Here is a 17,564-nt window from a genome sequence, read left to right on the forward strand (position 1 = left end):
CTGCACCGAACATTTGTTTAGGTTAGGGGGGATCTGGAGTTTTTCTCTACTATGTCATTTGAAACCCTCGGCTTAAGTGCTGAAATTCTGCGCGCTGTTGAAGAACAGGGCTATCGCGAACCTACGCCAATTCAACGCCAGGCAATCCCGGTGGTATTGGCAGGCCGTGACCTGATGGCCAGCGCCCAGACCGGCACCGGTAAAACAGCTGGTTTTACCTTGCCGCTATTACAGCTGCTGAGCAAACACGATCACCCAATCAAAGGCCGCCGCCCGGTGCGCGCGTTGATCCTGACGCCAACCCGTGAACTGGCTGCACAAATCGGTGAAAACGTTGAGGCTTACAGCAAACACCTGCGCCTGCGTTCGCTGGTGGTGTTTGGTGGTGTGAGCATCAACCCGCAGATGATGAAGCTGCGCGGCGGCGTCGACATCCTGGTGGCAACGCCGGGTCGCCTGCTGGATCTGGAACATCAGAACGCGGTTGATCTGTCCAAAATTGAAATTCTGGTGCTGGACGAAGCCGACCGCATGCTGGATATGGGCTTTATCCATGATATCCGCCGTGTGCTGTCCAAGCTGCCTGCCAAGCGTCAGAACCTGCTGTTCTCCGCGACCTTCTCCGATGAGATCAAAGGGCTGGCCAGTAAACTGCTGACCAACCCGGCCTCGGTAGAAGTGGCTCGCCGCAACACCGCATCTGAGCAAATTGAACAGAGCGTTCACTTTGTCGATAAGAAGCGTAAGCGTGAACTGCTTTCCCAGATGATCGGCGAAGGTGACTGGAAGCAGGTGCTGGTATTTAACCGTACCAAGCACGGTGCCAACCATTTGGCTGAACAACTGAATAAAGATGGCATCACCGCTGCGGCTATCCACGGCAATAAAAGCCAGGGCGCACGTACCCGCGCACTTGCCGACTTTAAAGACGGCAAAATCCGTGTGCTGGTAGCTACCGACATCGCTGCGCGCGGCCTGGATATCGATCAGTTGCCACACGTGGTGAACTACGAACTGCCAAACGTACCGGAAGATTACGTCCACCGCATTGGCCGTACTGGCCGTGCCGAACGTACCGGTGAGGCGATCTCGTTGGTCTGCGTGGATGAACACAAACTGTTGCGTGATATTGAGCGCCTGCTCAAGCGTGAAATTCCACGTATTGCGCTGCCAGGCTATGAGCCGGACCCAAGCATCAAAGCCGAACCGATCATCAATGGCCGTCAGGCTGGTGGTGGCCGTGGTGCTCCGCGTGGCAACGGCGGCGGCGCTCCGCGTACCGGTAACGGTGGCGGCCAGCGTAGTGGCAATGGCGGCGGTCAGCGTGAAAATCGCGGCGGCGGCAGTGCTCGCCCGCAGGGTGACGGCAAACCACGTTCAGGTGCTCCATCGCGCCGTCCGCGTAGCCATAAACCCTCTGAGTGATCCTCGATTAGTGATCTATACTGAACCGCCATTGATTGGCGGTTTTTTTTCGTAAAATATTAAGGTATTGCTATACTTGTGCCGATATTATTTAGGGTGGCGGTTATATTTAGGAGATAAAATTGAATTCTATGTTTGATCTATCTGTTTTCCTATCGGATAGCAAAATAAAAGCTGTGACCATTTCTGTAATGTTTAGCACGGTGTTTTTACTTGTTCCCTATTTTCAAAAAAGAATATCGTCCCGGTTGACGGCTGAGGGGAAAGAGACTTTTAACTCGATTTCTCGGTTGGTAAATCTTCAGGTTGGAGGGTTGCTCCTAGCCACATTGATCTATGCTTGGGTGGCCTGGATCCGTAAGGATATGTCGTTTATCTCTGGTGATGTACTACCCTTTGTTATCTTGGGGGGCGCGGTGATCGCGGCTGGGAATATCTGGCTGTCTTGCATAGCATTAAAAAAAGTGGTGCAAAAAGAAAATAATACAGCCCTAAGTAAAAGGAAGTTAAACATTGCTGATGTGAATAGTAAGGTTATAACCGTTTCGACGGTGGCTGTGTTTACCGCATTTTATGGCTTGGTAGTATTACTGGCAATATTATTGGCACCGAGCAGCATTCCAGCCTGGCTCTGGTATATTAATTTTCTTATGACAGCGCCGGCGATTTATTGCGTAAGTTGGTCAGTGGCGATTGTAGAAGTCGCCGAGGAATACGCGCGCAGATAAGCATTACGGCATTGGCAGGTCAAAAAATCCTCATCTTCCAGGAGTTACCGATGAAATTGAAGTGTGCAATTCTTGATGATTACCAAGGGGTAGCGCTGACGATGGCGGATTGGTCCGTCCTTGGCGAGCAGGTTGAGGTCTTCTCCCTGCGCGAGCATATTGATGATGAAGACCAACTGGTGAGCCGCATCAACGACTGCGAGATCGTGGTGATTATGCGAGAGCGCACGCCGTTCACCGCCGCATTGCTTGCCCGTTTGCCAAAACTGCAATTGCTGATCACCTCAGGCATGCGCAACGCTTCGATCGATCTGCCAGCGGCAACCCGGCAAGGGATTACCGTTTGTGGCACCGCCAGCGGTTCTGAAGCGCCGATGGAACTGACCTGGGCGCTGATCCTCGGCTTGGCCAAGCATCTGGTGGCTGAAAGCAGCGGATTGCGTGCCAACGGGCCTTGGCAGCAACATGTTGGCATCACTTTGCATGGGAAAACGTTAGGCTTACTGGGGCTGGGCAAGATCGGCGGCCAGATGGCAAAGGTGGCACAGGCGTTTGGTATGAACGTCGTGGCCTGGAGCCAAAATCTGACGGCTGAAAGGGCACAGGAATTCGGTGTGCAACTTGCCGAGTCAAAACAGGTGCTGTTGGCAGCGAGTGACTTTGTTTCGGTCCATCTGGTGTTAAGCGATCGCAGCCGTGGGCTGATCGACCGCCAGGCGCTGGCGCAGATGAAAACCAGTGCATTCCTGATCAACACCTCACGCGCGGCAATTGTCGATCAACAAGCGTTGGTTGAGGCGCTGCAAACAGGGCAGATCGCCGGTGCCGGGCTGGACGTGTTTGAAGTAGAGCCACTGCCAGCCGATCATCCATTGCGCCGTTTGCCCAACGTGCTGGCTACGCCGCATGTGGGTTATGTCGCGGATGATAACTACCGCACCTATTTCCGGGAAGCGATTGCCGATATCCAGGCCTTTATTGCCGGTGAGCCGCTGCGCAAGCTAGGCTAATTTTATCGGCGGGAGGCTTGTTGGCTCCCTCTTTCGCCCGTATCATTGCGCCCTCTTAGATAGCAGGGGTAGGCATGCGCGTATTATTGGCTCCAATGGAGGGGGTACTCGACTCTCTGGTGCGGGAATTGCTCACCGAGGTGAACGATTACGATCTCTGCATCACCGAATTCCTGCGGGTGATCGATCAGCGGCTGCCGGCCAAATCCTTCTACCGGCTATGCCCGGAACTGCACCATGCCAGCAGAACGCCATCCGGCACCCAGGTGCGGGTGCAACTGCTGGGCCAGTATCCCGAATGGCTGGCGGAAAACGCCGCTCAGGCGGTTGAACTGGGTTCTTACGGTGTCGATCTGAATTGCGGTTGCCCGTCCAAACATGTCAACGGCAGCGGCGGTGGGGCCACCTTGCTCAAAGATCCCGAATTGATTTATCAGGGTGCCAAAGCGATGCGCACCGCGGTGCCTGCGCATCTGCCGGTGACGGTTAAAGTGCGCTTGGGTTGGGATTCGGATTCCCGCAGCTTTGAAATTGCCGATGCGGTGCAGCAAGCGGGGGCGACCGAAATCACCATTCATGGCCGTACCAAAGAGGACGGTTATAAAGCCGATCGCATCAACTGGCAGGCGATCGGTGAGATCCGCCAGCGTTTGACCATCCCAGTGATTGCCAACGGGGAAATCTGGGACTATCAAAGTGCGCAGGCCTGTATGCAGGCCACCGGCTGCGACGCAGTAATGCTGGGGCGTGGAGCGTTGAACATCCCCAACCTGAGCCGGGTGGTGAAATATAACGAACCGCGTATGCCTTGGCCGCAGGTGGTGCAGCTATTGCAAAAGTACGTGCATCTGGAAAAGCAGGGCGATACCGGTTTATATCACGTCGCCCGCATCAAACAGTGGCTCAGCTACCTGCGCAAAGAGTATCAGGAAGCCACGGAGCTGTTTACCGAGATCCGCACGTTAAACAACTCCAAGGATATTGCACGGGTGATTTGCCGCTAACTCCTTATTTCAATGGCGAAATAGTGTCGCAGCGCCTCCAACCGTTCTTCCTCCGAATGCAGCGTAGACTCCTTACGATGATGGTTTTGGGTCACGATCAGCTTTAACTCGCTGAGGGTGATGCGGCCATCCTCTGTGGGGCGGGAGCACACCAGCTTTTGGGTAAAATGCGACTGTGGCGAAGTGCTGTGATAGTGACACATGTCGCTAAACTCTTCCGGCTGCCGGGGTTGCAGGGTAAAGCGATAAAGCGTCTTGGCGTGGGAGGTCCGATCGCCGTTGCGGCGCTCGAGATGATACCACTCACCGTCTTGCTCAAGATGAAAGGTGCCGCTGGCCTGCGGTTGTTGTTCGGTGGTGGTGATTTTCAGCGGGGCGAGGAAAGAATCACCAAACCCTACATCGACCAGATACGGCTGATCCAGGGTCACCACCAGCGCCATATGGTCAAATGGCGGACCAAAAGAGCCGTCTCTGGCGTGGATTTCCCCGGATATAAACGTCACCTTAAAGCCGATCTGCTGCAACAGCAGGGCGAATATCCGGTTCAATTCATAGCAAAACCCACCGCGATTATGCTCGACGATTTTGCTGAACAGCCCGGCCTCGCTGAGATCGATTCCCTGATGATAGATAATGCTCAAATTCTCGAAGGGTACCGCCAGCATATGGCAGCGATGCAGCTGTTGCAGAGTTTGCAGATCGGCCTGTGGTGTGCCTGTGAAGCCGATGTGTTGCAGATAGCGTGGTATGTCCACCAGAATTCTCGCTAGACGGGAAATTTTGCATAAATTAGCGGGAATTGCGGCAGTCGGGGAAGCAATATGTGCGGTGCTGAAAATCGCTGGCGTAAAGCCGCTTGTGCCAATGCAATACACTCGTCTTCCTGACAGGTCGTGGCCACCTGGCTTGCGAGCATGTGAACGCCGTCTGTAATTAACCAGAAAGACAAATGCGTATCGATTTCAGTCCGTTTAAAATTAGCGATTTAGCGAATAAACGTATGTTGTTAAAAACAGTATTGACATAGTTTGAAAAAGTCGTAGATTAGTATCCAGCAGCAGGAAATTGATAGTTAGCTGCTTAGCTAAATAACAGATTAAAAGATTACTTTTAATAAGTTGTTTAGTGATATTGCGATAAAGGCCACGAAGTTCTGTTGTATGGGGAAGTCGTCGTTGAGTAGCCAATTCGGACTCAAGGACAATGTTTTAAGGCCACGTAGTCAGTACCGACGATCGCAGGGTGTGTACCATAACGCGATGATGTAAGGCTCTGTTTCTCAAGTGTTAATGTTGCAACTTGTTAATTTTATCCTGTAAGTTTGTTGCAATGAAAGTAAAGCCATGCGTCAATAGTTTATATCGCGAGGGGGAATGTACCAGTTTAGCTTGCTTTGCCTCGGCTAATTATTATGAGGTAGGTAAGTCAAAATTTGTAAATCAGCCAGTATAGGGGAGGATGTAGTTAGCTTTTTAATACCCAATATTATCTGTGATAAACAAGTACATTTTAAATAGTATCGAAAGTAGTACCCAGTTAGTAAGTTGATTAATGTTGAATTTTAAATATGCAGTAACCTAAAAGCCCTGGCAAATATTGTCAGGGCTTTTTCGTTTTATCCTTTTGCCAATGGGGTGATGCTTCAGCATTTTTGGAGGAACGCCACTGCCAGAAACTGTCATGCTCAAGCCTTAGCCTGAACGCCTAACTCAAAGCGATCGGGAGGCGTTATGCAAGATTTTACGGGTAAAGTGGCACTGGTGACCGGTGCTTCCACCGGGATTGGTGAGGCTATTGCTCAAGAGTTGGTCGATCGCGGTGCGAAGGTAGCGATCACCGCCAGAAATAGCGAAAGACTGGCAGCAACGGCGCAACGTATAGATCCGACAGGCAAATCGGTATTTCCGTTGGTTATGGATGCTCGCGATCCTGAATCGGTGCGTAGTGCGGTAGCGCAAACGCTAGCCCTTGGTGGGCAATTGCATCTGCTGGTCAATAATGCCGGTATCACCGGGCCGCATGATGTGCCGCTGAATGAATACCGCATCGAAGATTGGCACGCGGTGATTGAAACCGATCTCAGTGGCACCTTCTATGGGATGAAGTACGGATTACCCGCTATCGCAGCGGCAGGCGGTGGCGCGGTAGTGAATCTCTCCGCCGTCAATGGCATGGTCGGCATTGCAGGCATTGCACCTTATACCGCGGCCAAGCATGGCATTATCGGTTTGACACGGGCCGCCGCTCTGGAGTTTGCCGATCGGGGGATACGCATCAACGCCGTCGGGCCTGGCTATGTCGATACGCCATCGATGGCCAAATTACCCGCCTTGGTGCGGGAGAAAATGGCGGCCTCTCATCCAATGGGGCGAATGGCTACGCGTGAAGAGGTAGCGAAAACGGTGGTTTTTTTGCTTTCTATAGACAGCAGTTTCACCACCGGGGCCTTTTACAGCATTGATGGTGGTTATACGGCACAGTAAACCGTTGGTAGGCTAAGGCGTAAGCGAGCTTGCGTCTTGGCAAGAAATCGTCAGCAGAGCTCATTCTGACTTGCTATGGGTGAACTATAATTTTCATCAAGTTAGATTAATTGATGAGCGATCTTGCTGCCGATGACAAAATCTCTGTTCTCCCGTTTTATGGCACTGTGGCTGCTGGCCATAGCCACACCGATCGTTGCTGCACCGCTGCCAGCGGTGACCGTGGCGCTGATTGAACAAAGCCAACCCGAACGCGCATTGCACTATCTTGGCCGCATCGAGGCGATACAAACCGTGGAGGTGAAGACCCGTACCGAAGGGTTTATCGCCAAGCGGCCGTTTACCGAAGGGCAAATGGTCAAGGCAGGGGATTTACTGTACGAGATCGAGCCTGCATTACACCATTCTGCCGTGGCACAGGCTCAGGCTCAGTTGGATAGCGCGACGGCCACAGCTAACCTGGCTCAGGTAAACCTGACGCGCTTGCAGCAGTTAGGCAATAACCGCGCGGTTAGCAGAGCAGATATTGATGCCGCGGCAGCCGAGCGTGATACCAGCAGGGCGGCGGTCGCCCAGGCGCGGGCACTGCTTAATACGCAGCAGTTACAACTCAGCTATACCCGAATTTATGCGCCGATTGCCGGGCGCATCGGCCACAGCCGTTTTCATGTGGGCAGCCTGGTCAACGCGGCGAGTGGCACACTGGTCAACATTATTCAGCTCGATCCGATCCGCGTGGCGATCTCCATCAATGAACGGGACTATATTACCGCCGCCTATCAGCGTCAGAATGGGGAGGGCAAGCTTGCCGAAGGGCAGTTTTCTGCCCGTCTTGAACTGGCCAACGGCAAATCCTACCCGGAGCCGGGCACTTTTGAATCGGTAGATAACCAGATCGATGCCCACACTGGTACCGTCACGTTACGGACCCGTTTTGCCAATCCTAATCATCTGTTGCTGCCCGGGGGCGTGGTGAACGTGATCCTGACCGCCGAGCAACCGCAGACGGTCACGCTGGTGCCAATCGCCGCGCTTCAGCAAAACCAGCAGGGCCACTTTGTGTTGGTCGTCACCCCGGAGAATATCGTGGAGGTGCGCGAGGTAACTCTTGGTGAACAGCATGAGCAATATTATCAGGTGAACGCCGGGCTCAAGGTTGGCGAAAAGGTGATTATCTCCGGTGTTCAGCACGTCAGGCCCGGAATGCAGGTGAACGCCATTCTTTCCAGCGCCAACGCGCAACCATAAGGGGACGTTGATGCTGCATTTCTTTATCCGGCGGCCAAAGTTCGCCATCGTGATTGCGCTGGTGATCACCCTGGTGGGGATCGTTTCTCTCAAGGTGATCCCGGTGGAGCAGTACCCCGATATCACGCCACCGGTGGTTTCCGTCAGCGCGCTCTATCCTGGAGCCAGCGCTCGTGACGTGGCTCAGGCGGTGGCATCGCCCATCGAAGCTCAGGTCAACGGCGTCAGCAACATGCTGTACATGGAATCGACCAGCGCCAACAACGGCGGTTATCAACTGAGCATTACCTTTGCCAGTGGCACCGATCCGGATATGGCCGCCGTGGAGGTGCAAAACCGTATTTCACAGGTTAGCGCGCAGCTACCGGCAGAGGTGAATAACAACGGGGTTTCGGTGCGCAAGCGGGCCTCGAATCTGTTGTTGGGCGTTAGCGTGTTCTCTCCCAAGGGCAGCCGTGACACGCTGTTTCTGAGCAATTACACCAGTATCCAACTGCGCGATGCCTTGGCCCGCATCAGCGGTGTGGGAGATGTGCAGGTGTTTGGCGCCCGGGATTACAGCATGCGCGTCTGGCTCGATCCGCAGCGTATGGAGTCGCTGAATATCAGCGTGCAGGACATCGTGCAAGCGTTGCAGCAGCAGAACGTGCAGGCCGCAGCAGGCCAAATCGGTTCCGCGCCTTCGCCTTCCCGGCAGCAGCAAACCTTGACCATCAGCGGGCAGGGGCGTTTAGACGATCCGCAGGAGTTCGCCAGGGTGATTATCCGCAGCGGGGCCAATGGCGGTACGGTGCGCGTGGGTGACGTGGCGCGGGTCGAGTTGGGGGCACAAAACTACCAGGTTAATGCTTCGATGAACCAACAGGAATCGGCATTTTTGGTGGTTTACCCCACGCCGGGAGCTAACGCGCTGAATGTTGCCAATGCGGTACGCCAGGAGATGGCACGCTTGTCGCAGTCCTTCCCCAGCGATATGAGCTATGACATCAAATATGACTCTACCCGCCCGGTAACGGCAACGCTGCACGAGATTGCCATTTCGCTGGCGTTAACCCTGGCGGTGGTGTTGCTGGTGGTTTATCTGTTCTTACAGAGCCTGCGGGCCACCTTTATCGTGGCGCTCACCATTCCAGTTTCATTGCTCGGTACTTTCGCCGTGCTGTATGTTTTCGGCTACTCCTCCAACACCCTGAGCCTGTTCGCCATTATCCTGGCGCTGACTATCGTGGTAGACGACGCCATCGTGGTGGTGGAAAACGTGGAGCGTCTGCTGGCCCAAGATCCCGCTCTTAGCCCGGCAGAAGCAACCCGCAAGGCGATTAGCCAGATTGCCGGGCCGATCGTCGCTACGACGTTAGTGCTGATGGCGGTGTTTGTGCCGATTGCGGTGCTGCCGGGCATTACCGGTGAGCTGTATCGTCAGTTTGCCGTGACCCTGTCGGCGGCGGTGATCCTGTCGAGCATCAACGCGTTGACGCTGTCCCCGGCGCTTTGTGCCACGCTGATCCGGCGGCGTGAGCTGGCGCAAACCGGCTTTTTTGGTGGTTTCAACCGGGGTATGAACCGGATGCGCGATGGCTATGTTCGCATGACCGCATTGGCTAGCAAGCGAGCTTTAACCACGGTGATTGCACTCTTTGTCGTTGGCTTGGCCACCTGGTATGGCTATAGCCGTCTGCCAACCTCTTTCCTGCCGGAGGAGGATCAGGGCTACTTCTTCGTCAACGTACAGTTGCCAGATGGAGCTTCCCTTGAACGTACCCAGGCGGTAATGGATCAGATGCATCAGCAGGTGATACAAAACCCGGCGGTGGAAGATGTGATCAAAATTACCGGTTTCAGCCTGCTGAGCGGGGGCAATTCGCCCAATGCGGGCTTCGCCATCGTGATGCTCAAACCTTGGGGCCAACGCGAACATGTTGACCGGGTGTTAGCCGATCTTCAGGGCCGGCTGGCAGCAATCCCCTCGGCGATGATCATGGTGGTTAATCCACCGGCCATCGCCGGGCTAGGCAACGCCGCCGGTTTTGATTTACGCCTGCTGGCGCTGGAGGGGCAAACGCCGCAGCAGATGGCTCAGGTGGCCCAGGGGATTATTTTTGCGGCCAACCAGCGGCCAGAGCTGAGCCGGGTATTTACCACCTTCAGCGCCGTGGTGCCGGATATCGATCTAGCGGTCGATCGTGAACGGGCTGCACTGTTGCAGGTGCCGGTCAGCCGGATTTTCAATACGCTGCAAGTTTCGCTTGGCGGCCTGAACGTGGGGGATTTTTCGGTCAATAACCGTATGTTCCGGGTGCAGTTGCAAAATGATATGGATTTCCGGCAACGCACCGAACAAATTAATCGCCTGAACGTGCGCAGCGACACCGGCGCTCTGGTGAGCCTGGCTAATCTGGTACGGCTCACGCCTTCTATCGGCGCGCCTTTTATCAGCCAGTTCAACCAGTTTCCGTCGGTATCGGTGAACGGTTCTGCGGCCGAGGGGATTAGCTCCGGGCAGGCGATGAAAACCATGGAGTCTTTATTGGCCGAGCAGCTGCCAAAGGGTTACGGCTATAGTTGGAGCGGCCTGTCCTGGCAGGAACAACAAACCGGTGACCAAGCCCTGCTGATCTATCTGGCGGCGCTGGTGTTCGCCTATCTGTTCCTGGTGGCTCAGTATGAAAGCTTGAGTATCCCGCTGGTGGTGATGCTGTCGGTGATTTTCGCGGTGGCAGGAGCGGTCGCGGGGTTACGCATGATGGGGTTCGCCAACGACGTTTACGCCCAAATCGGGCTAGTCCTGCTGATCGGCCTGGCGGCCAAGAATGCCATCCTGATCGTTGAGTTCTCCAAGGCGCGGCGTGAAGAGGGGGCCAGCATTCGCGAAGCCGCGCAGGACGGTGCCCGGCAACGTTTCCGGGCGGTGATGATGACGGCCATTTCCTTTATTCTCGGGGTGATGCCGCTGGTGTTTGCTACCGGTGCCGGGGCGATGAGCCGCCAAATTATCGGTATTACCGTGTTTGGCGGGATGTTACTGGCAACCCTGGTCGGGATCTTCTTTATTCCTGCGCTGTACCTGCATATTCAACGGCTGCGCGAATGGGTTAAATCACGGTTTGCCTAGAGTCGCTGACCAGGTCTACTCGGCGCGGGGCCGGGTAGACCTGCAAATGGAAGCTGTTAAGGCTCGCTATGCTGTTCGTGAGCCTGTTGTTCCAGCTTCACCTGTGCGGCACGCTTGCGCAGGCCAAACCAGCCAAGTAGCAGTAACACGGCCAACACGGGGATGGTGGCAATAGTCCAGGTGCCGTTCGGGTAATCAAAGGCCATCATGATCACCACCGCTAACAGGAACAACAGCGTCAGCCACGAGGTGACCGGTGCTCCTGGCATTTTAAACGCCACCGGTTTGGCTTTCCCCGCCTTGATCGCCTTACGCAGTTGCATCTGACAAACGATAATAAATGCCCAAGAGCAGATGATGCCCAGTGAAGCGATATTCAGCACGATTTCGAACACCTGCGATGGCACCAGATAATTCAGCACCACGCCAATCACATAGATACCGCAGGTCACCAGAATACCGGCGTAAGGTACCTGCTGGCTGCTCATTTTAGCCATCAGCTTTGGTGCTGAGCCCCCCATGGAAAGTGAGCGCAGGATACGGCCTGTTGAGTACAGACCAGAGTTCAGGCTGGAAAGGGCGGCGGTCAGCACCACGATATTCATGATGGTCCCGATGTAGGGTACGCCAAGCTTGGAAAAGAAGGTGACAAACGGGCTTTGCCCAGCCTGATAGGCGTTCCAGGGTAACAGCAGAACCAGCAGTACTACCGAGCCGACATAGAACAAACCGATACGCCAGATCACGCTGTTGATCGCTTTTGGCATCATTTTTTCCGGATCTTTACACTCGCCAGCGGCGGTGCCTATCAGTTCGATACCGGCAAAGGCGAAGATCACCCCTTGTACCAATACCAAAGCAGGTAACAGACCGTGTGGGAACATGCCGCCGTTATCGGTGATCAGGTGGATCCCGGTTGTATTACCCGCTACCGGTGTGCCGACGCCAAGGAAGATGACCCCTACGACCAGGAACAGAGAGATGGCGGCAACCTTGATCAACGCAAACCAGAACTCCATTTCGGCGAACCATTTCACGCCGATCATATTCATGGTAGCCACAATCCCAAGTGCCCCCAGGGCAAACAGCCACTGGGGAACCTCGGCGAAGGTACCCCAATAATGCATATACAGCGCTACGGCGGTGATATCGACAATGCCGGTCATCGCCCAATTAAGAAAGTACATCCATCCTGCAACGTAGGAGGCCTTTTCACCGAGAAATTCGCGTGCATAGGAAACGAAACTGCCGCTGGATGGGCGGTGTAATACCAGCTCGCCCAAGGCGCGTAGGATGAAAAAAGAAAACACGCCACATACCAGATATACCAGCGCCAGTGCCGGACCCGCCATCTGTAGACGTGCGCCGGTGCCAAGGAATAGGCCAGTGCCGATTGAGCCTCCAATGGCGATCATCTGTATCTGCCGTTTACCCATGCTTTTGTGGTAACCGGATTCGTGTGAGTCTAACCAACGTTTTCTGGCCGCCTGCTTGTCATGTGCAGTCGTTTTCTCTGAGTGCATTATTCGTCCTGTTCCTGTCTGTTTGCATCATGGGAATGAGGTCATGGCAACATTCCGCAGTTTATGGTTGATACCAGCGCCGTTAAATAACGGCGAGGCATGCTACCCGTTCTAGGGAATTGAGGCAAAAAAACTGCGGTTCAGGGGGAGAGTGTTTCACTCAGGCCGATTCGGTGGCAGGCAGGGCGGAGGTCGGTAGCCCGAATATTTTGTCGAATGCCCAGTTAAATACAAAGGTATAGCAGGGAATAATCACGATCAGCGCCATATCCAGTAGCAAGGCCTGCAGCAGAGAAATCTCCATCCACCAGGCGATCAGGGGGATCAGGTAAACCACCAGCGTCATTTGGAAGCCCACCGCATGCAGAATGCGGCGCTTCAGCGTGCGGGTGCGTGATGCCTGGCGGATTTCCCAGAATTCGTACAAGTAGTTGTAAATCAGGTTCCAACTGACGGCGATGGTGGTGATGATCACCGCCAACGGCCCGGTGCTGCTCGGGGCGGAGCCAGAGAGTAGTGCCAAACCAAGGGCCGAAATGACCATACCGATAACTTCATAAGCGGTCACATAGACCAGTTTGCGTTTCACGCCTTGCATGCTTTTCTCCTGCTTTATTTTTCGTGCCTGATGACGTCCGGCAACCCGATGCGTAAGATAACGTCAATACTATTGATAGAAAAAGTCAGGAGCTGTCAGTTTTACTGACAGGTAAGGTGATGAATTTTTCCAGTGACAATATCGAACTGTTTTTGGCTGTGTTGGATCGCGGATCATTCTCGGCGGCAGCCAGGGCATTGCGGCGCGTGCCTTCGGCGGTCAGCATGGGGATCGCCAATATGGAGGCGGAGCTGGGTTTTCAACTATTCGACCGCTCGCACCGCGAACCGGTGCCCACCGCGCTGGCATTGGCACTGGCTCCCCACGCACGCTTGATCGCCGAACAGCTCAAGCAGCTGCAGATCCACGCCATTGAGCTTTCTCAGGGGCTGGAAAGCAGGCTGTCGATCGGTGTGGCATCGGATATCAACAGCAGCGGTCTACTGGCGGCGGTTAAAGCGTTGGCGGAGCGCTACCCGTTGTTGGATATCGAGGTGCTGACTGCCCCACAAGATGATGTTTTGCATATGCTGCATCAACAGCGGGTCAGCCTGTGCCTGGCATTCGGCGGACTGGACGTGAACAGCCAGGAACATTTTCACTATGTGGGTAGCGAGTCGTTGGTGGCAACCATTGCGGCGCAGCATTCAGCCCTGAGCGCTGGCGGTGCCGAGTTGTTTCTGGAGGAACTGGTCAACGTGCGGCAGATCATGGTGGCCAGCCGGGATTTGCCTATGGCCGATAAACGCCCACAGGTAGCGGAATCCTTCTGGCGTACTGACAGTTTGCCGATGGCGCTAAGCATGGTGGAAGCTGGACTGGGGTGGGGCAACTTTCCGCTGTCGTTAACTGCACCATTGCTGGAGCAGGGCCGGTTGATCCGCCTGAAATTTAAAAATACCAAAAACGAACTGCGTCTGCCGGTGCACCTGATTTGGTTGAAGCACCAGCCGCAACAGAAGGCGGCCAGGGAGTTGCTGGCGTTGATGATGCAGGGCAATGCTTGACCGGGGGGGAACGTGGCGCAGTTTTCTCCCGTATCCATACGTTTCTATTGCTTTTATTTTATCCAGCGCGTTAATTTGAGTAACGGAATCAGGCAAGGGAAAAGAGCATGATCAACGAAACGCTATTATCGGTACTCAGCATTACCGGGGCTATTACGCTTGGCGCCATGAGCCCAGGTCAAAGCTTTATTCTGGTAGCGAGAACGGCGGTGGCTTCGTCACGGCGCGATGGGATGGCGGTGGCATTGGGGATGGGGATCGGCTGTTTTATCTTCGCACTAATCGCCTTGTTGGGGCTGCAGTCGCTGCTACTGGCGCTGCCTTGGCTGTATACCACGCTGAAAATGCTGGGGGGGGCCTATCTGATCTATCTGGCGTTCAAAATGCTGCGCGGAGCTAATCAGCCGTTGATGATCGAAACGGTTGGCGGCCAGCAGCTAGGCTTTCGCCGGGCGTTCACCACCGGGCTGCTAACCCAACTGGGCAACCCGAACACCGCTATCGTCTTCGGCAGCGTGTTTGCGGCGTTGCTTAGCCATAAGATCCCCATGGTGCTGTATATCGTGTTGCCGCTGATTGCTCTGGCCGTCGATCTGCTGTGGTATGCCTTTGTGGCGTTTGTGCTGTCGTCACCGCGCCCGCGCCGCGTCTACCTGCGTTTCAAAGCCTGGTTCGATCGCCTGGGCGGCAGCGTGCTGGCCTTACTGGGCCTGAAGCTGATGCTCAACAAATAGTCTTATTGTGCGTGACGCCGCCGCCACCAGTAGCGAAGCAGCAGAATAGCGGCGATAACCACCACGCAGAACAGCAGGCTATACAGCTTTTTGTCACTACCGCTGACAAAACTGCTGATGGCCTGGCCACCAAAATAGCCGAGCAGTACAAATAGCGTGGCCCACAGGATAGCCCCCAGAATATTCAGCGGGATAAAGCGCGAGGGGGGCAGCTTGCTGGCACCGATCAGCACCGGGCCGATAAGCCGGAATCCGTACATAAAACGTACGCCAATCACAAATAAAATCGGGTGGCTGGCAATCAGCTTTTGGGCGCGTTCAATGCGTGCTTGTTGACTCTCGATACGGGCAAGCCCCCGTCCACCAAAATGGCGCCCGGCAAAATAGAGCACCTGATCGCCCAAGGCGCCGCCAATGGCGACCACCGCAATCACCAGCGGCAGGCGCAGCAATCCGTTGTGTGCGGCAATTCCTCCCAGCAGGGTGATGGTTTCCCCTTCGAGCAGGCAGCCAATCAGCAGTGCCCAGTAGCCATATTGGGTAATGTAGTGGGCTAAATCCGTCATTGTTGTTCCTTCATTGCGATGAAATAGGATTATAACACCCTGTCCCCGCAGCGGGGGGAATTGAAACGGCCCGATGTTAATAATAGATTCTTGCATTCGCATAGTGTTTAATCCGTTATTAATAAACTCGTCTGCCAATGACATGGAGATATTATGCTCAAGGTTGCTCTCTGGTTGGTTCTATCTCTGTTTTCAGGGAGCGGGGTGATAATTTATGCTTTGCAACAGCAATATGAAGAGCAATCAGTCACCTATCGTATTTTATATCGTGAGGTGACGGTTAAATTATCCCAACTTGAGACGGTGCTTTCCTTACTGTCGGTGTCCAGCGATCCTGCCATCGTCCAGCAAAAATTCCCGCAGATTGTGGCATGGAAACGCATGCCACAGGCGCAGCCAATCCCGACCTTGACGCCAACGGGAGAGGGAACTTACTGGCTGGCCCACCAACATTTTGCGCTGTTGATCGATCCTGCGCTGCTATTTGCGGACATTCCCCAGCGTCATGATTTCCGGCAGATCGTCCTGAGCTGGCACAACAAACCTTTATTTGAGCAGGGGGATCATGCTCAACCAGCGTATTGGCAATGGGACAAGGGGATCAGCAGTGCCTCTCAGCCTTTTGCATTATCCGCCCGAAACGACCCTGATTGGGCGCGTTTGCCTTGGTTGCTGTTATTGCTGCTGCCGGTTTTCTGGGCTGCTGTCGTCTATTTTATCGACCAATACCGTATTCAAAAACGCCAACGCAATATTGCCGTTTTGCGTGAACACTTCTCGCAATTGACTCGGCTTAACGCTATGGGGGAAATCACGGCCAGTATGGTTCACGAACTCAACCAACCGTTGACTGCGGTGTTAAGTTATAACCAGGCCGCCCTGCGTCTGTTAGACCAACAGCAGCAGGATAAAGCCGCGCCGCTGCTTGATGCGGCAGTGATACAAATCAAACGCATCAGCACCTTGTTGCTGCAATTTCGGCAAAAGTTGGCGCATGAGCAGGTAGTATTGCAAGAGGTCGATCTGCATAAGGTCTGGTTGCGCGTCACTATGCTGCTGGAAGATGAGATCAACAAGGGCAAGGTCAGGATCGTTAACCGAATGCCCGATGCGTTACCCCCTCTGCGAGCCGATCCTCTCTGGGTTGAACAAATCTTCCATAACATAGTGACCAACGCCATTCAGGCACAACAGCCCAATCAGCCGGAGCCAGGTTGGGTGGCAATCGATGCTGAATACTCGGATCAAGGGATCCAACTGATGATTACCGATGGTGGGCCAGGACTTTCTGAACCCGCATTACAACAGGTCTTTATTCCCTTCTTCACGACTCGCCAAGAGGGTTTGGGGTTGGGCATGGCGCTGACGGAAACTCTGGTTCAGCGCCTGAACGGCACTATTACGGTGGAAAATATGGCCGGCCAGGGAGCGCGTTTTACCCTATGGTTTCCGTTTAACACTCAGGAGGAGTGATGGAACAATTTATTTATCTGATTGATGACGATCGGGCCATCCGTAGTTCGCTAACTTCACTATTGGCAACCATGGGCTGGCAAACGCTGGCTTATGAAAATAGTCTGGATTTTCAACAGCGGATGGGGGAACCACAGGCGCTGTGCGGCTGTTTGCTGCTGGATATTCGCATGCCGGGCAAAAGCGGCATCACGCTTCTGGAAGAGTGGCAACAACAGGGGTTGGATATCCCCGTTATCATCATGACCGGCCACGGGAATATTGATTTATGCCGGCGGGCCTTCAAAAACGGGGCTTTTGAATTCCTGACCAAGCCCATTGATGCCGATCTGCTGATCGAAACTGTCGCTGGGGCATTGGAGCATCAGCGAACGTTGCAACAACAGCGGCAAGCAACCGCCGAGTTACAAGAGAGGCTCAAGACGCTCTCAGCGCGGGAACTGGAAGTCACCGGGCTGATTATGCAAGGGAAATCCAGCAAGGAAATTGCTCTGGAGCTAGAGCTTTCGCCGCGCACGGTAGAAGCCCATCGCGCCAATTTATTTGCCAAACTGGCGATTAACTCGTCGGTGAAGTTAATGAAAGTCTATGGTGAGCTGTTTTCTCCACCAAGAGTTAAGTAAAAATACCTAGGGCAGTAGGTATTCAAC

At 54.2% G+C, this 17,564-nt stretch carries 15 protein-coding genes; 11 read left to right on the plus strand and 4 right to left on the minus strand.

What is annotated here, in order from left to right; all coding sequences use genetic code 11:
* The first annotated feature begins 51 nt into the window (after nt 1–51).
* From rhlE to dusC, 4 genes are all read left to right on the plus strand, one after another.
* Nucleotides 52–1,425 carry an ATP-dependent RNA helicase RhlE gene (gene rhlE, locus KGP26_RS08545; protein ID WP_021180406.1) on the plus strand — a complete coding sequence of 458 codons (1,374 nt, stop codon included), beginning with the start codon at nt 52–54 and terminating at the stop codon, nt 1,423–1,425.
* Nucleotides 1,426–1,547: 122 nt separating this feature from the next.
* Nucleotides 1,548–2,153 carry a hypothetical protein gene (locus KGP26_RS08550; protein ID WP_223665279.1) on the plus strand — a complete coding sequence of 202 codons (606 nt, stop codon included), beginning with the start codon at nt 1,548–1,550 and terminating at the stop codon, nt 2,151–2,153.
* 50 nt (nt 2,154–2,203) lie between these two features.
* Complete coding sequence (locus KGP26_RS08555) at nt 2,204–3,163, plus strand: D-2-hydroxyacid dehydrogenase family protein (RefSeq protein WP_223499126.1); 960 nt, start codon at nt 2,204–2,206, stop codon at nt 3,161–3,163.
* A 74-nt stretch (nt 3,164–3,237) separates the two neighbouring features.
* A complete protein-coding gene (gene dusC / locus KGP26_RS08560) occupies nt 3,238–4,167 on the plus strand; it encodes a tRNA dihydrouridine(16) synthase DusC (protein WP_209523517.1) in 930 nt (309 codons plus the stop codon).
* Here dusC and KGP26_RS08565 read toward each other — a convergent pair.
* Nucleotides 4,164–4,925 carry an arylamine N-acetyltransferase gene (locus tag KGP26_RS08565; protein ID WP_059201991.1) on the minus strand — a complete coding sequence of 254 codons (762 nt, stop codon included), beginning with the start codon at nt 4,923–4,925 and terminating at the stop codon, nt 4,164–4,166. The two genes, dusC and KGP26_RS08565, sit on opposite strands and share 4 nt — an antisense overlap.
* Nucleotides 4,926–5,900: 975 nt before the next feature.
* Here KGP26_RS08565 and KGP26_RS08570 point away from each other — a divergent pair.
* From KGP26_RS08570 to KGP26_RS08580, 3 genes are all read left to right on the plus strand, one after another.
* The gene (locus tag KGP26_RS08570) at nt 5,901–6,653 is read left to right on the plus strand and encodes an SDR family NAD(P)-dependent oxidoreductase (protein ID WP_223665280.1); all 753 of its coding nucleotides are present in this window, start codon (nt 5,901–5,903) and stop codon (nt 6,651–6,653) included.
* Between the two features lie 159 nt (nt 6,654–6,812).
* On the plus strand, nt 6,813–7,901 hold the full coding sequence (locus tag KGP26_RS08575; RefSeq protein ID WP_223501504.1) for an efflux RND transporter periplasmic adaptor subunit: 1,089 nt from the start codon (nt 6,813–6,815) through the stop codon (nt 7,899–7,901).
* A gap of 10 nt (nt 7,902–7,911) precedes the next feature.
* Entirely contained in the window at nt 7,912–11,013 is a 3,102-nt protein-coding gene (locus KGP26_RS08580) for an efflux RND transporter permease subunit (protein ID WP_223665281.1), read from the plus strand.
* A gap of 56 nt (nt 11,014–11,069) precedes the next feature.
* On the opposite strand, the gene ansP is transcribed toward KGP26_RS08580, so the two are convergent.
* Together ansP and KGP26_RS08590 are read right to left on the minus strand one after the other, a co-directional pair.
* On the minus strand, nt 11,070–12,536 hold the full coding sequence (gene ansP, locus KGP26_RS08585) for an L-asparagine permease (protein WP_059200196.1): 1,467 nt from the start codon (nt 12,534–12,536) through the stop codon (nt 11,070–11,072).
* Between the two features lie 160 nt (nt 12,537–12,696).
* Complete coding sequence (locus KGP26_RS08590; RefSeq protein ID WP_059200197.1) at nt 12,697–13,134, minus strand: PACE efflux transporter; 438 nt, start codon at nt 13,132–13,134, stop codon at nt 12,697–12,699.
* Between the two features lie 119 nt (nt 13,135–13,253).
* Between KGP26_RS08590 and KGP26_RS08595 the strand changes: the two genes are divergently transcribed.
* Both KGP26_RS08595 and KGP26_RS08600 read left to right on the plus strand, forming a co-directional pair.
* Nucleotides 13,254–14,141 carry a LysR family transcriptional regulator gene (locus tag KGP26_RS08595; protein ID WP_059200198.1) on the plus strand — a complete coding sequence of 296 codons (888 nt, stop codon included), beginning with the start codon at nt 13,254–13,256 and terminating at the stop codon, nt 14,139–14,141.
* A 107-nt stretch (nt 14,142–14,248) separates the two neighbouring features.
* Nucleotides 14,249–14,875, plus strand: a complete 627-nt coding sequence (locus KGP26_RS08600; protein ID WP_021805213.1) for a LysE family translocator — start codon at nt 14,249–14,251, stop codon at nt 14,873–14,875.
* Between the two features lie 2 nt (nt 14,876–14,877).
* Here the strand turns inward: KGP26_RS08600 and KGP26_RS08605 are convergent, their stop codons facing one another.
* Complete coding sequence (locus KGP26_RS08605; protein ID WP_223665282.1) at nt 14,878–15,441, minus strand: DedA family protein; 564 nt, start codon at nt 15,439–15,441, stop codon at nt 14,878–14,880.
* Nucleotides 15,442–15,645: 204 nt separating this feature from the next.
* Between KGP26_RS08605 and KGP26_RS08610 the strand changes: the two genes are divergently transcribed.
* Complete coding sequence (locus KGP26_RS08610) at nt 15,646–16,914, plus strand: sensor histidine kinase (RefSeq protein WP_223665283.1); 1,269 nt, start codon at nt 15,646–15,648, stop codon at nt 16,912–16,914.
* Nucleotides 16,914–17,537: a response regulator transcription factor gene (locus tag KGP26_RS08615; RefSeq protein ID WP_021805210.1), complete on the plus strand. Its 624-nt coding sequence runs from the start codon at nt 16,914–16,916 to the stop codon at nt 17,535–17,537. Before KGP26_RS08610 ends, KGP26_RS08615 begins: the two co-directional genes overlap by 1 nt.
* Nucleotides 17,538–17,564: the final 27 nt, after the last annotated feature.

This window comes from Serratia sp. JSRIV002, from assembly GCF_019968725.1.
GTDB lineage: Bacteria > Pseudomonadota > Gammaproteobacteria > Enterobacterales > Enterobacteriaceae > Chania > Chania fonticola_B.